14 protein-coding genes and 1 pseudogene are annotated in these 15,715 nt (G+C 69.7%); all 15 read right to left on the bottom strand.

Annotated elements, in window-relative coordinates; genetic code table 11:
- Window positions 1–14: 14 nt before the first annotated feature.
- A complete protein-coding gene (locus tag C3Y92_RS20730; RefSeq protein ID WP_129356121.1) occupies window positions 15–851 on the bottom strand; it encodes an SDR family oxidoreductase in 837 nt (278 codons plus the stop codon).
- Window positions 852–862: 11 nt separating this feature from the next.
- On the bottom strand, window positions 863–2,056 hold the full coding sequence (locus C3Y92_RS20725; RefSeq protein ID WP_129356119.1) for a class I SAM-dependent methyltransferase: 1,194 nt from the start codon (window positions 2,054–2,056) through the stop codon (window positions 863–865).
- Between the two features lie 5 nt (window positions 2,057–2,061).
- Window positions 2,062–3,129 carry a radical SAM protein gene (locus C3Y92_RS20720; RefSeq protein WP_129356117.1) on the bottom strand — a complete coding sequence of 356 codons (1,068 nt, stop codon included), beginning with the start codon at window positions 3,127–3,129 and terminating at the stop codon, window positions 2,062–2,064.
- An 11-nt stretch (window positions 3,130–3,140) separates the two neighbouring features.
- A complete protein-coding gene (locus tag C3Y92_RS20715; RefSeq protein ID WP_129356115.1) occupies window positions 3,141–3,803 on the bottom strand; it encodes a class I SAM-dependent methyltransferase in 663 nt (220 codons plus the stop codon).
- Between the two features lie 29 nt (window positions 3,804–3,832).
- Window positions 3,833–4,771 carry a transketolase family protein gene (locus C3Y92_RS20710; RefSeq protein WP_129356113.1) on the bottom strand — a complete coding sequence of 313 codons (939 nt, stop codon included), beginning with the start codon at window positions 4,769–4,771 and terminating at the stop codon, window positions 3,833–3,835.
- Window positions 4,764–5,603: pseudogene (locus C3Y92_RS20705) on the bottom strand (transketolase); the annotation flags it as partial. The pseudogene C3Y92_RS20705 and the gene C3Y92_RS20710, both read right to left, overlap by 8 nt.
- Window positions 5,604–5,694: 91 nt before the next feature.
- Complete coding sequence (locus C3Y92_RS21640; protein WP_235669723.1) at window positions 5,695–6,696, bottom strand: aminoglycoside phosphotransferase family protein; 1,002 nt, start codon at window positions 6,694–6,696, stop codon at window positions 5,695–5,697.
- Between the two features lie 11 nt (window positions 6,697–6,707).
- Entirely contained in the window at window positions 6,708–7,325 is a 618-nt protein-coding gene (locus C3Y92_RS20700; protein WP_129356109.1) for an HAD family hydrolase, read from the bottom strand.
- 31 nt (window positions 7,326–7,356) lie between these two features.
- Complete coding sequence (gene pseC / locus C3Y92_RS20695; protein WP_129356107.1) at window positions 7,357–8,505, bottom strand: UDP-4-amino-4,6-dideoxy-N-acetyl-beta-L-altrosamine transaminase; 1,149 nt, start codon at window positions 8,503–8,505, stop codon at window positions 7,357–7,359.
- Window positions 8,502–9,482, bottom strand: coding sequence for a UDP-N-acetylglucosamine 4,6-dehydratase (inverting) (gene pseB / locus C3Y92_RS20690; RefSeq protein ID WP_129356105.1), 981 nt, complete (start codon window positions 9,480–9,482; stop codon window positions 8,502–8,504). The genes pseC and pseB overlap by 4 nt, the downstream gene beginning before the upstream one ends.
- A gap of 3 nt (window positions 9,483–9,485) precedes the next feature.
- Window positions 9,486–11,456, bottom strand: coding sequence for a glycoside hydrolase (locus tag C3Y92_RS20685; protein WP_129356103.1), 1,971 nt, complete (start codon window positions 11,454–11,456; stop codon window positions 9,486–9,488).
- Window positions 11,453–12,691: an ATP-grasp domain-containing protein gene (locus C3Y92_RS20680; protein WP_129356101.1), complete on the bottom strand. Its 1,239-nt coding sequence runs from the start codon at window positions 12,689–12,691 to the stop codon at window positions 11,453–11,455. The genes C3Y92_RS20685 and C3Y92_RS20680 overlap by 4 nt, the downstream gene beginning before the upstream one ends.
- Complete coding sequence (locus C3Y92_RS21740) at window positions 12,688–13,935, bottom strand: class I SAM-dependent methyltransferase (RefSeq protein WP_129356099.1); 1,248 nt, start codon at window positions 13,933–13,935, stop codon at window positions 12,688–12,690. Before C3Y92_RS21740 ends, C3Y92_RS20680 begins: the two co-directional genes overlap by 4 nt.
- Window position 13,936: 1 nt before the next feature.
- Window positions 13,937–14,869 carry a transketolase family protein gene (locus C3Y92_RS20670; RefSeq protein WP_129356097.1) on the bottom strand — a complete coding sequence of 311 codons (933 nt, stop codon included), beginning with the start codon at window positions 14,867–14,869 and terminating at the stop codon, window positions 13,937–13,939.
- The gene (locus tag C3Y92_RS20665; RefSeq protein WP_129356095.1) at window positions 14,869–15,705 is read right to left on the bottom strand and encodes a transketolase; all 837 of its coding nucleotides are present in this window, start codon (window positions 15,703–15,705) and stop codon (window positions 14,869–14,871) included. The genes C3Y92_RS20670 and C3Y92_RS20665 overlap by 1 nt, the downstream gene beginning before the upstream one ends.
- Between the last annotated feature and the right edge of the window lie 10 nt (window positions 15,706–15,715).

Raw genomic sequence — 15,715 nt, 5'->3', positions numbered from 1 at the left:
CAGGGCCGGCGCGGTCAGGCCGCCAGCCGTTCGCAGATGAACAGGTCCGCCGCCTGCCGCCAGTCGCCGCAGGCGGGCCAGGTGACGGAGCGCAGCCCCTGGTCGGCCGGCGGGGCCAGGCCCGGGGCGTGGAAATCCGCGCCCCGGGCCGGCACGGGGCCGGGGCGCAGGCCCAGCCCGGCAAAGACGTAGGCCGCCAGATCGTACAGGGACACGAGGTCCCGGCTGGCGACGTGGACAACGCCGTTTGGCGCGTCGTCCCGGCAACATTGGGCCAGCATCCGGGCCGCCCAGGCGGCGTGGACCACCGAGGTGCGCTGGTCGGCCGCCGCCCGGACCGGCTCGCCGCGCGCCGCCAGTTCCAGCAGCCGGGGGATGAGCTGGCCGTGGGGGGCGCGGGGATTGAGGCCCAGGGCCATGCTGACGCGCACGATGCGGTAGCGCCCGGCCCGAAGTTCGCGGGCCACCAGCCGTTCGCCCAGATATTTGCTCAGGCCGTAGTCGTCGACCGGGCACGGCGGATCGTCCTCGGCAAAAGGGCCGACGCCCTGGCCGAAGACGCGGGCGGTGCTGATGAAGACCAGCCCCGCGCCATGGGCGGCGCAGGCCCGGGCCAGCTCCCCGGCGGCCAGGGCGTTGGCCCGCAGCTGGCTTTCCAGCCCGCCCCTGGCCGTGCCGGCGCAGTTGATGACCCAGTCCACATCGCCCCGGGCCAGCCGTCTTTCCACGGCGGCCGCGTCCGTGACGTCGAGCTCTTCCCGCGACGGATACCGGCCCGCCTCCCCGAGTTCGGCGCGCAAATAGCGGCCGAACAGGCCCTGGCCGCCGGTGACGAGAATGATTTTGTCCATGGCGCGTCCCGCTAGGCCCCGGCTCCGGGTTCGTGGACGGCCAAGACGCCGCCCGAGGCCGGGAACAGTTCGATAAAGGCCGTGCCGTTTTCGGTAAGGCCGGCGAAACGGCCCATGATGGCCGTTTCCACGGCCTTGCCGTTCATGGGAAAGAGCAGGCAGTAATCCGCTGGCTGGCGGCGCAGGGTTTCGCTTGGCAGGATGGGCAGCCGGCTGCCGGGCAGAAACCGGCCGGCCTTGTGGGGGCTGTCGTCCACCACGTAGTCGAGCAGGCCGCCCAGGCCGGCCAGGTTGATGACCATGGCCCCGCGTTCCCCGGCCCCGAAGCCGGCCAGGCGCTTGCCCTTGGCGCGCAGGCCGGCGGCCAGCTCGCCGATGGCCGCCGCGCTGTAAAGGACGTTGGCGGCCAGGGCCGTCCGGGAGACCGGGAGGGCCGGCGGCGGGGCGTCGCCGGCGGCGATCCGGCACAGCAGGGACCCGCCGCCAAAGGCGATCCGGCGGGCGTCGGCCACGGCCAGCCCATGCCGCCCGAGCAGGCGGCCCAAGGTGGGGAGGTCGAAATAGTTGACGTGCTGTTCCCAGATGACGCTGCAGTCGCCGCGTTCGGCCGTGGCCTCAAGGTCCGGGGTTTCCAGGATGAGGGCGGCGCCCCGGGCCAGGAGCGCGGCCAGCCCGGCCACGAAGTCGTCCAGGTCCTGGACGTGCTCGATGACGTGGCGGCACACGACCAGATCGGGATGGCCCCGGGCGGCGATGAAATCCCGGGCCCAGGCGTTGGTGAAGTAGCCGCCGGCCACGTCGAGGCCGAGTTCCCGGGCCGCCAGCCGCATGTCGGAGGGCTCGACGCCGTGCAGCGCGCCAAAGCCGGCCTGGCGCAGGCTGGCCAGCAGCCGGCCGTTGTTGGCCCCGATGTCGAGGATGCGGGCCGTGGTCGGCCAGGCGGCGGCGATCTCTCGTACCAGCTCGTCGAGGTGGGGCGGCGGCGAGGTCAGGGTGGGCTGCTGCACGCTGGTGTAGAAGGCGTCGGCCGGCATGGGGTCGGCGATGAAGACGAAGCCGCAGGCGGCGCAGGCCCACAGGACCAGGGGATGGGTCTGGAAGGGCTCGTCGGCGCGCGCCAGCAGGCGCATGGAATTGGGCTGTGGCCCGAAGTCGAGCAGGGGGGCGGCCCGGTCGGATCGGCACAGTCGGCAGGCGACGGTCATGGCGGCTACACGAAGGGCAGGTGCCGGGGGTCGGCGTCCAGGTATTCGTGGACCAGCCGGTTTTTGCCGTTGGCCACGCAGTGGTGGTTGCAGTCCCGGGCCGGGTTGATGGCGAAGAACTTGTCCTTGCCGTCGCGCCAGAAGTCGGCGAAACGCCGGTCGCGGATGGAGCCGAGCAGGCCGCAATCGAGGTTGTAGGCCTTGTCCTGGCAGGAATAGACCCGCTGGTCGGCCGCGATGACCGGCAGGATCTGCAGGTAGGGGCACCAGGAGTAGGATTTGGTGAATTTTTCGTCCAGCCGGTGGTAGGAGTCGAAGATTTCAAACCCCGCGTCGGCCAGCTCCGCGGCGGCGCGGGCGGTCTGCTCCTTGACCTTGTCGAAGATGGGAAGGTGGTAGGCGTTGTTTTCCCGGCCGTCGTTGCTCACCACGCAGGGCGAGTACTTGAGGCTGGCCACGCCGACGTCCTTGAGGCGGCGTCCCATCTCGAACACGTGGTCGGCGTTTTCCTGGCCGACGATGAAGCTCACTCCGAGAAAGCAGGAGCCGCCGCGCCTCTGGAAGGCCTCGATGTTGTCCATCACCCGGGCGAACTCGGTTTCGGGCACGTTGCGGTAGCGGGCGTAGCTCGGGCCGTCCCAGCCGTCCATGGACAGGCGCACCCAGACTCCGCGATGGGCGAACACGTCCGCCGCCGCGCCTTGCAGCAGCGCGCCGTTGGTCAGGGTGGCGATGCCCACGCCGCCGTCGGCCAGGGCGTTGGCGGTCTTGACGATGTGCGGGTAGCACAGCGGCTCCCCGCCGCCGCTGAAGGTCACGGCCTTGACGCCCAGGGCCACGCAGTCCTCGACGATCTCGGCCATCTTGGCTTCAGGGATGCGGTCGCGGATGTTCATGTGTTGGCCGAGCTGAAGATTGTCGGCCCGGTAGGCGCAGTAGGAACAGTTGTGGTTGCAGGCGTTGGTCGGCTTGATGCGGATGTGGATGGGCGGCAGGATCGCGGGCTGGTCTTGCGGCAGGGAATCCAGCTTGTTCTGGTAGTGGAAAATCTTGAGCCCCGTATACAGTCGCATGTCTTCTCCCGCTACTCGAAGTAGATGAATTCGTAATCGCCGGTGTAGCCGAAATGCTCGTAGAGCCAGACCCATTCCGCGTCGTCGAAAAAGGATTCGCAGGTCAAAGCCCAGCACTGGAGGTTGAACAATTCCTGCTCGTCGCGGTAGCTCTCCACCAGGACATAGGCGTTATCGGCCAGGCGCTGGATTTCCCCTAGGGCCGTGGACAGTTCGAAAACGCGCAGGTTGTGCAGGCAGCCCATGGACACCACGAGATCAAAGGCCTTGTCGCCAAAGGGCAGGGGGTCCTGGGCGCGGTGGTGGAAGAGGTCACCCCGGACCGATTCCGGGGCCTCCCGCAAGGCATGGCGCGAGATGTCGCAGCCGGCCAGCCGGATGCCGGGCAGCAGGGCGCGCAGCTCGTGGAGCAGGAAGGCCTTGCCGCAGCCCACGTCCAGCACGGCGCTGTCGTTGGTGAGGCCGTAGTGGTCGATGACGCGCCGGGCCAGGGGCTGCCAGCGGCCGTCGTAGCGGTAGCCGCCGTAGCCGTAGCGCCGGTCGCCGTCCCAGTAGTCGGCTTCGTATTCCTTGGCCTTGCGCATGCAATGGACTTTGTCGTCGATCATGCGCGGCAGGTATTCCCGTTTGGTGCGGGTATGCAGCGGCGTGAAAAAATCCAGGCGTTTGCCCATGGTCGGTTCTCCCTTGGCCTGGGGCGTGGTCAGGGCCGGTTCGGGGCGCGCCCCAGCAGGCCGAGCACGGCTGCGGCGATGCCTTCCCCGCTGATGCCGACACGGTCGAAATGGTCCTGCTGCGAGCCGTAATGCTTGGAAAAACGGTCTTCCAGGCCGATCCGTTTGAAGCGCAAGGGCCTCTCCAGGCAGGCTTCGGCCAAGAGTTCGGCCACCGCGCCGCCAAGGCCGCCAAGAACGGTGTTTTCCTCCACCGTCACCACGCAGGCCGCCCGGGCCGCCCGGGACAGCACCGCCTCGGCGTCCAGGGGCTTGATGGTGGGCAGGTGCAGCACGCCGGCCTCGACGCCCTGGGCGGCCAGCCGCTTGGCCGCCTCCTGCATGGGGCCAAGGACCACGCCGCAGCCGACGATCAGGGCGTCGCCGCCTTCGCGGTAGCTGTAGGCCCGGCCGATCTCGAAGGTCTCCTCCCGGGTCACGACGGGATCGTAGCCCTTGGCCAGCCGGATAAACAGCGGCCCCCGGTGGTCCAGGGTGGCCGGCATGAGCCGGGCCATTTCCTCGGCGTCGGCCGGGACCAGGACGGTCATGTTGGGGATGACGCGCAGGATGGAGAGGTCCTCCGTGGCCCAGTGGGTCGGTCCCAGGGGGGCGTAGACCATGCCGCCGCCGTTGCCGATGAAGCGGACGTTTAGGTTGTGCAGGCAGGCGTCCAGCACGATCTGCTCGTAACAGCGCCGGGTGAGGAAGCTTTGGATGGTGTTGAGGTAGACGATCTTGCCCTCGTGGGCCAGGCCGCTGGCCATGCCCACCACATGCCCCTCGGCGATGCCTTCCATGAAGAAGCGTTCGGGCATTTCCCGCCGGAACTGGTCCAGCACCCCGGCCCCGAGGTCGGAGCCGATAAACACCACCCGCTCGTCCCGGCAGGCCAGCTTGTAGACGTGATCGAGACAGGTTTTACGCATGGCGTCCCTCGATGCAGCAGACCATGTCGGCCAGTTCCTCGTCGGTCACCTTGGTCTTGTGGTGCCACTTGGGATTGTGTTCGGCAAAGGGCAGGCCCTTGCCCTTGACGGTGTGGCAGATGAGCAGGGACGGCTTGCCCCGGGTGAAGGGCAGCTCGGCCAGGTTCGCTTCCAGCTCGGCCACGTCGTGGCCGTCGGTTTCCCGCACGGCAAAGCCGAAGCTGGCCCATTTGGCCGCGAAGGGCTCCAGCCCCGACACGGCCTCGGTGTCCCCGTAGGACTGGAGCTTGTTGTAGTCCACCAGCGCCGTCAGGTTGTCCAGGCCGTGCTTGGCGGCCCCCATGGCCGCCTCCCAGATGGTGCCCTCGCCGCATTCGCCGTCGCCCAGGAGCACGAAGACCCGGTGGGCCGCCCGGTTGATCCGGGCGGCCAGGGCCATGCCCACGGCCAGGGACAGGCCGTGCCCCAGGCTGCCGGTGGCCATCTCCACGCCGGGGATATCGCCGGTGGGATGGCCGCCCAGGCAGCCGTCGTAGCGGCAAAAGCCGAACAGGGCGTCCTTGGAGACAAAGCCTTTGTCTTTTAAAAGCACATACTGGGCCAGACAGCCGTGCCCCTTGCTCAGGATGAACCGGTCCCGGTTGGGGTCGTCGGGCCGGGCCGGGTCGTAGCGCAGCACGGAATCGTAGAGCACGCGCAGGATCTCAACCAGGGACAGGGACGGGCCGACATGGCCGCGCCCCGCCGCGTGCAACACCTCGATGATCGTCTTTCGCAGCTCCCGTGATCGTTGGTCCAAGGTCGCATCCTCGCGCTGACGGCTGTCCCTGGTTCCCGTTTCGGAGCCTGGGCGGGAGGCCGCCGGCTGTGTCGCGGCGGGGTTCGGCCGGGCTGTCCGGCCGTCCCGCCGGGACGGTTGGGGGTCAGGCCGCGTCCTGGCGCAGCAGGGCGACGGCCTTTCGCAGCTGATCGCGGCGTATGGCCGCCGCGTCGGGCCGGTCGTCCCCGGCAAAGCGGCGGCGCTGGAGGTCGGCCGCGATGAATTCATTGAGCATGATGGTGCACCATTTAAGCCGGTACAGCGGAAAAAGGCAATCAAATCGGGCTGGCAGGCCGGGATCGTCGGCGTAGAGCCGGCCCGCGCCCCGGCGGAAGCGCCCGGCCAGCTCGGGCGGCAGGCACATGGCAGGATGGGGGTGGAGCAGGACGTCGGCCATGGTCTTGGCCGGGTCGTCCCAGCCGAAATACTCGAAATCCACGAACAGCAGCCGGCCCTCCGGGGCGCGCAGGGCGTTGTGGAAGCCGAAGTCCGAGGGGCTCAAGGCGCGGCGGGCTTGGGGCAGGGGCGCGTCGGGCAGCACGCGCCGGGCCGCCTCCACGGCCTGGTCGCGGCGCGCGGCAAATTCGCCGCCAAGCCAGTCCTGCATGTCGCGGGTGACGGCGTCGCCGGCCGGCAGGGCGGCCAGGCGGCGCACCCGCCCGTCGAGGCCGGCCACCACCTCGTCCAAGGTGAAGCAGGCATCGGCCGCCCGGTCCAGTTCCCGGGCCTCGGGGGTTTCTCCGGCCCGGCGCAGCCGCTTCAGGAAGCCGACCAGGGCGTCGATGTCTGTAGTACCCGGGGCCAGGGGCGCGACGCCGTCCAGGAAGCCCAGCACCGAGGCGTTGGCCTCGGGAAAGGTGGCCAGGGGTTCGGGCACGTTGTCGATGCCCTGGCCGCGCAGAAACGTCAGGGCGCGCCATTCGTTGGCGCGCCGGCATTTCCCCTCGGCCGTGGGCTGGCAATAGCACTTGACCACGTAGCGCCGCCCCGAGGCGCAGGCCACGGCGAAAAGCCGGCTGTTGCGGCCGGCCACGATGCGCCGGCAGTGGACCGGGGTTTCCCGGAAATGGGCGGCCACCAGGGCCTGGGCCTGATCGGGTTCCATGGGGCGTCCGGTCAGACGGCGGCCTCGCCCAGCACCGCCCGGGCGATGGCGGCGAAGGTGGGCAGCAGGCGCGCGTCCGCGGCCCGGGTCGTGGGGGCCGGAGAAAAAAGGATTTTGAGGACGCCCGGCGGAAAGCCGGGGTCCAGGAACACTTCCTCCAGGTCGTCGATGAACACCGTATGGCCCAGGCGGGCGATGGCGGCCGTTTTGTCGGCCCGGGTGTCGCAGAAATGGACGTCCCGGCGGTCCATGCCCAGGCCGTCGGCCCGGAAAAAGCCCTTGGCCTCCAGGAATTCCATGGCCTTTTGGCGCAGGTCCACGGTCTGGTCCCCGGCGGCCGGCCGGCGGGTCTTGTGGCTGACGATCTGGAAGGGCAGGCCGCGCCGGCGCAGTTCGGCCAGGAAATCCCAGACGCCGTCGTGGAGTTCGGCCTCGGCCACGGCCTCGCCGTAGAGGCGGGCCTGGAGTTCGCGCCAGGCCGTTTCCCCGTGGCGCTGGCGGACATGGTCCCGGATGGCCTGCTTGTTTTCGGGCATGGAGGGCGGAACGCGGCCCTGGGCCAGGGCCAGGCGGCGCAGCAGCCCGTCGTAGCGGATGATGGTGTTGTCCAGGTCGATTCCCACGTTCACGGCGGCCTCGTCGGTTGCGGCAAAAAGGGGGTCAGCGGGCCGGGGCGTCGGCCAGGGCCTGGCGGAGGTTTTCGGCGACGGCCCGGACGTCGGCTTCGGCCATGGCCGGATGCAGGGGCAGGCTGAGCAGCCGTTCGTAGGCGGCCTCGGCCGTGGGGCAAAGGCCCGGCCCGGTCTGGAAGGTGCGGCGGTAAAACGGGTGGAGGTGGACCGGAATGTAGTGGACGTTGACCCCGAAGCCCCGGCGGCGCATGTCCTCGAAAACGGCCTTGCGCCGGGCGGCGGGCAGGCGCGTCACATAGAGATGGTAGGCGTGGTCGATGCCGGGGCGGCGGGCCAGGGGTTCAATGCCGGGGCAGTCGGCGAAAAGGGCGTCGTAGAGCGCGGCGAAGCGGCGGCGAAGGGCCAAAAAGCCGTCGAGCTTGCGCAGCTGGCTGTGGCCCAGGGCGCATTGCAGGTCGGTGATGCGATAGTTGTAGCCCAGCTCCTCCATGGCGTACTCCCAGGTCCCGAAGGGGCCGTGGGCGCTGCGGGCGGCGGCGTCCTGGCTGATGCCGTGGCTGCGGAAGGCGCGGGCCCGGTCGGCCAGCGCCGGGTCGTTGGTGAGCACCATGCCGCCTTCGCCGGTGGTGATGTGCTTGACCGGGTGGAAGCTGAGCACCGAAACGTCGGCAATGGCCCCGGCCCGGACGCCGGCTTCGTCCCGGGCCCCCAGGGCGTGGCAGCAGTCGGCGACCAGGGCGATGCCGCGCGGGGCGCAAATGGCGCGCAGGGCGGCGTAGTCGCAGGTCTGGCCGGCGTAGTCCACGGCGATGACGGCCTTGGTCCTGGGCGTGATCCGGGCGGCGACCTGGCGCGGCGACAGCAGCAGGGTCTCGGGATCGACGTCGGCGAAGACGGGGGCGGCCCCGACGTAGACCGCGCAATTGGCGGTGGCGGCGAAGGTGATGGGCGGCACGACGACTTCGTCGCCCGGGCCGATCCCCAGGGCGTGCATGGCCGCGTGCAGGGCGGCCGTGCCGCTGGACACGGCCACGGCCTGGGACACGCCGACGTAGGCGGCCACGGCCCCCTCGAAGGCGGCCACGGCCGGTCCGGTGGTCAAAAAGTCCGAGCGCAGGGCCGAGACCACGGCGGCGACGTCGTCGTCGTCGAGGCATTGCCGGCCGTAGGGAATCATGATCCCTCGACCAGGCGCAGGAGCTCCTCCCGCGTCAGCCATGCCGTGTTGGTCTCGGAACTGTATTCGAAATTCTCAGGCACTTTCGTGCCGGCGAAAAATTCCGACGTGCGCTCGAAGAAACGGTAGGCGGGCTTGATGACGTAGTAGTTGTCGAACTCGTAGGCGTTGCGCGCCTCGTTTAAGGGAATCATGACCTCGTGGATTTTCTCCCCGGGCCGCACGCCGGTAATGACGCGCCGGCAGCCGGGGCACAGGGCGTCGGCCATGTCGCCGACGGTCATGCTGGGCAGCTTGGGGATGAAGATCTCGCCGCCGTGCATGACCTCGATGCACTGCAGGACGAAATCCACCGCCCGATCCAGGGTGATCCAGAACCGGGTCATGCTCGGGTCGGTGATGTGGACCACGCCTTCCTCCCGGGCCTTGATGAACCGGGGCACCACGCTGCCCCGGCTGCCCAGGACGTTGCCGTAGCGCACCACGGAAAATTTGGACCCTCCGGGGCCGGAATAGCTGTTGCCGTTGATAAAGAGCTTGTCGGAGCACAGCTTGGTGGCGCCGTAGAGGTTGATGGGGTTGGCCGCCTTGTCCGTGCTGAGGGCAAGCACGTGGGACACCCCTTCGTCGATGGCGGTTTCCACAATGTTCTGGCCGCCCAGGATGTTGGTCTTGATGGCCTCGTAGGGGTTGTACTCGCAGGCGGGCACCTGCTTGAGGGCGGCGGCGTGGACCACGACGTCGATCTTGCGAAAGGCGCGCTGGAGTCGGCCAGGGTCCCGGATGTCGCCGATGAAGTAGCGCAGGCAGGGATGCTTTTCCGGTGAAAGCGTTTGCTGCATCTCGTGCTGCTTGAGTTCGTCCCGACTAAGGATGACCAGCCGTTTGGGGCGATAGCGCGACAGCACGATTTCGACGAAACGCCGTCCGAAGGAGCCTGTGCCGCCGGTGATGAGGATGGATTTGTCGTTGAGCATGGATCACTGCCCTGTTGTGGTGTGCGGCGTCATGGAAAACCCCGTGGAAAAGGCAAAGCCGGCGGCCGGGCAGGTTGCGTATTCCCGGGTCTCGTCCAGCTCGTGGGAGGAAAAGGCGATGCGGACAAAGGGCGCGGGGGTGGCCTGGCGGCAGGTCGCCAGGGCCACGAAGGCATGTTCCGCGCAAAGCGGTTCTATGGCCACAACCCGTTCTTGGCCGTCCGCCAGGCGTCTCCCGCCAAGCAAGACTCGGGAATCCGTCATACCCACGGCCTGCTGGCAGGATACCAGGAACGAAACGTGATCGCCATGGTCAAAATCCTTGCCGGCCAGGGAAAAATATTCCCGCTGCCCGCCGTTGGCGGCGGCGTAAAATAAACTTTCCGGGTCCAGGGGGGCGGTGAGCAGGGTGACGTGGCCCAGGCGCAGATAGCCCGGGGGCGGCGCGGCCAGGCGCAGGCCGTAGAGGACGTCAAGGCGCTGGGCGTTTTTGTGCAGCCGCACGGCCTTGTCCAGCCGGCCCCCGGCTAGGGCCAAGGAACAGCAGACCTCGATATAGCTTTCCGTTTCCCTCAGCAAAGGCGTGATCGCCGCGAGATCGGTGGCCTTGGGCGCGCCCGGGCCTTCCATGACGAGATGGCCCGAGAAAAAATCGGCTCCGAGATGGATGTCGCGGAAAAAGCCGTGCTCAAGGGTGCCGAAGGCCGGATCGAAGTCGTGGTCGGCAAAGGCGGCTTCGTGGACGGCCAGGCCCTTGGCCAGGTTGAGCACGGCCCGCACGCCTGGGGCACGCACGGTCAGGAGCCGCCCTTGGACGGCGACCGGCTCGCCGGCGCAGACCACGGCGGGCTGGCGCACGACGGCGCCCGCCCGCCCGGCCAGGGCGTCGAGGCGCCGGGCGGCCTCGTCGAAGCGTTCCGGGGTGATGTGGGTGCGCAGGTCGCTGGACCAGCAAAAGCACAGTTCGCGCCACAAGGCGTCGTTTGCGACCGTCGGCTCGCCGGCGCATTCCTCCAGCCGGGCGGCCACGGCCCGGCACAGGGAGTTGAGGCGAAAGTCGTCGCGCCCGGTGACGGCCCAGCGCGTCACGTTGTACTTGCGCTGCTTCTTGACCGGGATCGGCTGTTCGGCCGACCCCAGGGACAGTAGCCGCCCCGGGTCCCCGGCGGTGAGATCGTCCAGGGCCCGGCCGGGCAGGCGAAAGACGTGGCCGCGCTCCCGCAGGGCACTAAAGGCCCGGGCCACGGCCGCCCATTCGCCGTCCGGGCGCAGCGGGGCTTCGGCCTCGAAGCGGCCCGGCCGGAAGTCGAAGATTTCCGAGTCGTTGCCGTACACCGGCAGCCAGCCCGGGCCTTGCTGCTCCAGGTAGTCGAGATACGCCTCGGCTTCCAGTTCGCCGTGGGCCAGGCGCTGGAGCTTTTGGAACACCATGGAGCGGCCCCAGATGACCGGAATGTTGTCCCCGGCCGCGCCCAGGGCCCGCTGGGGCCGGCGGGCCGTGGCCTCGGGCCAGGGCGGGGAGGCGTAGCGGGCCGGGTTGTCGTAGTCCATGAACACGCCCGCGTAGCCTGCTTCGCGGTAATGGGCGACAAGTCCGGCCGCCCAGGCCTGTTCGTTGACCAGGGCCAGACGCGGCCGGACCCCGAGGATGCGCTCGTAGGCCTCGTGGCCCAGGCGCAGATTGGCCCGGTTGACCGAGGCCGGGACCAGGGGGCCGATGAGCTGGCTGTAGCCGCTGCCGACGAGTTCGCAGGCCCCGCGCCCGATCAGGCCGCGCAGATCGGCGATCCAGTCCGGGGCGATCTCGGCCAGGAACTCCAGGGTCAGGCCCGTGGCCTCGATGCCCAGGGGAAAGCCATGCTCGCCGACCAGGGCCAGCAACGGCCGGTAGCAGCGCCGCACGACCTCTGGCCGCAGCCGCTCCGGGATGGAGGAAAACATCAGGTTGCAATGAAAGATGGCGAACAGCTTCATGGGTGAGGCTCGCTGACGAAGACGACGCGCGAAACGGCCTCCTCGGCGGCGGCCACGGCCTCGTCTCGGCTGTCGGCCACGGCCATGACGACCCCGGCCCGGGCCGGATGGCTGGTGACCCCTTCGATTCTCGCGCCGGGCCGAACCCGCAGCTCCACCAGGCGCACGCCGGCCACGGCCCGGGCCTGCTCCACGCCTTCGATGCGCGCAATGGTCCCCGTGGGCGCGAACAGGTAGCGCTGGGCCACGCCCCGGTCGTGGACCGGGGTCAGGTCGGCGGCCTGGGGCACTTCGCCCACGGCCAGGCGGATGGCCTGCTCCACGAAGCGCACGCCGGTATTCCAGGGGATTTCGTGGGTGCAGAAATAGCCGCCGGACAGCCGGGCCGCGATCTCGATGACGTAGGGCTTCCCCTGGTGCACCACCATGTCGCCCTTGTAGACCCCGTGGTCGATGCCCAGGGCCAGGGCGGCCCGGCCGGTGAGATCCTTGACCGCCTGCCGGACGTCGGGAGCCAGGACGGAAGGCAGCTCGCCGCCGTTTTCGATGACGCTCGGGGCGAAGCGGTCCAGGAATTCGTAGTTGCGGTCGGAAAAACCGGGCGTGTAGGGCGTGCCTTCCACGCACAGCCCTTCGGTGCTGACCTGGGGGCCGTCCAGATACGCTTCCACCATGACCCGGCCCGTGGGCGACTCCTTGGCGGCCGCGTCGTAGGCCTCCCGGGGCGAGGGCGTGCGGGGCGAGCCCGGAACCAGGCGCAGCACCCCGCGCGCCCCCCGGCTGTCCACGGGCTTGACGATGAGCGTGCCCGGGCGGGCGGCAATGATCTCGGCCAGCTCCTGCGGCCCCGAAACAGCCTGATACCAGGGCACGGGGATGCCCCGGGCGGCCAGCCGGGCCTTCATGGCCAGCTTGTCCGTGGCCAGGGCGGCGGTTTCCCGGCTCGCGGCGCGCAAGCCGAAGTATTCGGCCACGGCGGCCACGGTATGGGGGGCGTCCACCGCCGCGCACATGACGCCGTCGGGCCGGCCGCCCCGCCGGGCCCAGGCGGCCAGGGCGTCCACGCTTATTTGCGGGGTGTAGACGCAGCCGGCCACGGCTTCGTCGGCATGGGCGTAGCCCGGGGCGTTGGGGTCGGCGTCCACGGCGACCACGCGAAGCCCCAGCGCCTTGGCCTTGATGATGGCCGGAACCGTTTCCAGGCCCGCGCCGATCATGATGAGGGTTTTGGTCATGGCTTGCGGCTTTCGACTGCTTCCGGGGCCGGCCGGCGGCACAGGAGCATCGTGTTTTGCCCAAAGGGATCGCCGGGAAAGACGATGCGGCCCTGCTTCACGCCGATGACGGCCTCGACGGCAAAATGCGGCCGCACCAGGGCCAGCAGTTCGTCCAGGGAATATTCCCGCCGGTGCTGGGCGTTGACCGGGATATGGCCCAGCCGGTTTTGCGGGGTGCTCAGCGCCAGCAGCCCCCCCGGGCGCAGCGTGCGTCGAAGCTCCCGGAAATACGGGTCGGGCTCGACATGCTCCAGGGTCTCGAAGCTCGTGACCATGTCCAGGCAGGCGTCGGCCAGGGGCAGGGCGGTCACGTCGGCGGCCAGAAAGCCCAGGTTCGGGGGATCGCCCGGCCGGCGGGCCCAGGCGGCCACGGCCGCATCGAGGTCGGCCCCGAAGACGCGCCCGGCCCGGCCGGCCAGCATCCGGGAGCCGTAGCCCGGGCCGCAGGCCACGTCGAGGACGACGTCGCTTGCGGACACGTGCTCCAGGGCCAGCTCGTAGTGGAAGGTCAGTTGGTCGCCGGCGGCGATGCGGCTCCCGGCCTGACCGCCCTCGGCCACGCGCATGCGGCCTTCGGTGTAGACGTCGCGGGCGATATCCCGGCAGCGCCGCAGCCAGTCGTCGGGAACGGGCGGGGCGTCGGCCAGGCGCAGGCAGGCAAAGGCCTCGGGATGGGCCAGCATGAAGAATTTGGGGTGCACGTGGTAAAGCGCCGCCTGCCCATGCCCCTCAAGCAGGGCCAGGGCCCGGCGCAGCGCGCCGTGGCGGTAGACGTCGGCGGTGAGCTGGACCGGGTAGTCGTCGGGCATTTTCACGCAGTCCAGGCCCAGCTCCCGGGCGCGGGCGAGCATCAAGGCGGCGTGGTCGGGCCGCCAGCCGAAATGCAGCCCGTCGATGCGCAGGCACAAGGCGTCCTCGGGCCGGCCGGAAAGGACGGCCAGCATGCGCCGCAAGGGGCTGGCGTCATGGCCGTAGACCACGCCCAGGTCGGCCCCGGGAAACAGGGCCGGCAGGTCGTCGAGCCGGCCGCCGGCGTCGAAGGCCGGGGCGGCGACGCGCACCGCCGCCCCGGGGAAATGCTCCAGGACCCGGGCCACGGTCAGGGCCACCACCGGCCGGCCGTCCACCTCGTTGAGGCACCAGTCCGGCGCGCCGCTCCAGGCCCGGGAGGCGGCCTGCACCACAACGACCAAGCCCTCCATCTCAGCCCTTGCGCCGCAGGACCGCGCGCACGGCGGCCATGATGTGGTCGGTGGTCAGGCCGTACTTGGCGGCCAGGTCGTCCGGGTCGCCGGATTCGCCGTAGACGTCCTGGATGGCCACCCGCCGCAGGGGCACGGGATGGCCCTCGCCGACGATTTCCGCCACCGCTCCGCCCAGGCCGCCGTATTTGTTGTGGTCCTCGCAGGTGACCAGCGCCCCGGTCTCCCGGGCGGCGGCCAGCACGGCGGCCTCGTCCATGGGCTTAAGCCAGGACATGTTGAGCACCCGGCAGCCGACGCCTTCGTCTTGAAGGCGCCTGGCGGCCGCAACGGCCCGGTGAACCATGACGCCCACGGCCAGGATGGCGGTGTCGCGGCCTTCGTGGAGCACCTGGGCCCGGCCGTGGTCAAAGGCCGTGTCCGGGGCGAAAACGTCGGGCAGGGGGCTGCGGCCGGTGCGCAGGTAGACCGGGGAATCGCCGTCGAGCAGGCGAGGCAGGACCGAAGCCAGCTCGTGGGGGTCGGCCGGGGACACGACCTGGATGCCGGGCACGGCCCGGTAGATGGCGATGTCCTCCAGGGCCTGGTGGGTGGCCCCGTCGGGGCCGACGTCGAGCCCCAGGTGGCTGGCGGCGATGATGACCTTGAAGCCGGGATAGGCGATGGAGTTGCGGGCCTGTTCCAGGGCGCGCATGGAGGCGAACACGCCATAGCAGGTCACGATGGGGATGACGCCGGTGGAGGCCAGGCCGGCGGCCATGGAAAACATGTTCTGCTCGGCGATGGCGCACTGGATGAACCGGTCGGGATAGGCGGCGCGGAAATGGTGGGTTCCGGTGCCGCCGGCCACGTCGGCGTCGAGCACCACGAAATCGTCGCGTTGGCCGGCCAGCCGGGTCAGGGCCTTGCCGAAGGCGTCGCGCATGTTTTCCATCACAACGCCTCCGTCAGGCCGCATTCGCGCAGGGCGCAGGCCCGCTCCTCGCCGCTGGGACACAGGCTGCCGTGCCATTTGGGCACGCCTTCCATGAACGACACCCCCTTGCCCTTGACCGTGTGGGCGATGATGACCGTGGGCCGCCCCGCCATGGCCCGGGCCCGGGCAAAGGCGTTGGCGATCTCCCGAAAGTCGTGGCCGTCGATTTCCAGCACATGCCAGCCAAAGGCGGCGAACTTGGCGGCCAGGGGCTCCAGGGCGGTGATCCGGGTGCACAGGTCGTCGCTTTGGAATTTGTTGTAGTCCACCACGGCCACGAGGTTGTCCAGGGCGTGGTGGGCGGCGAACATGCAGGCTTCCCAGACTTGCCCCTCGCCCAGTTCGCCGTCGCCGAGCAAGGCGTAGGCGCGGCTGCGCCGGCCGGCCCGCTTGGCCCCCAGGGCGCAGCCCAGGGCAAAGGAAAAGCCCTGGCCCAGGGAGCCGGAATTGAATTCCACGCCCGGGGTCTTGAGCCGGTCGGGGTGGCCCTGGAGCATGCCGTCCACGTGGCGCAGGCTGCGGAAGGCGTCCTTGGAAAAAAAGCCTTTTTCGGCCAGGGCCGCGTAGAGCGCCAGGCAGGAGTGGCCCTTGGACAGGATGAAGCGGTCCCGGTCCGGATCGGCCATGTTTTCGGGAGAAAAGCGCATTTCCTGGTCGAACAGCCAGGAAACGATCTCCACGCAGGACAGCGAGCCGCCGGGATGGCCGGAGCCGGCGTGGCAGTTCATGACGATGATGGAGGCGCGCAGCTCGGCGGCAAACCGCCGCAGGCGCGCAAGCAGGTCGGGATTCATGGGCGCGTTG

Origin of the sequence: Solidesulfovibrio carbinolicus, assembly GCF_004135975.1 — a bacterium.
GTDB lineage: Bacteria > Desulfobacterota > Desulfovibrionia > Desulfovibrionales > Desulfovibrionaceae > Solidesulfovibrio > Solidesulfovibrio carbinolicus.
The sequence above is the reverse complement of the archived record's forward strand: the minus strand, read 5'-3'. Positions and strand labels throughout refer to the sequence as shown.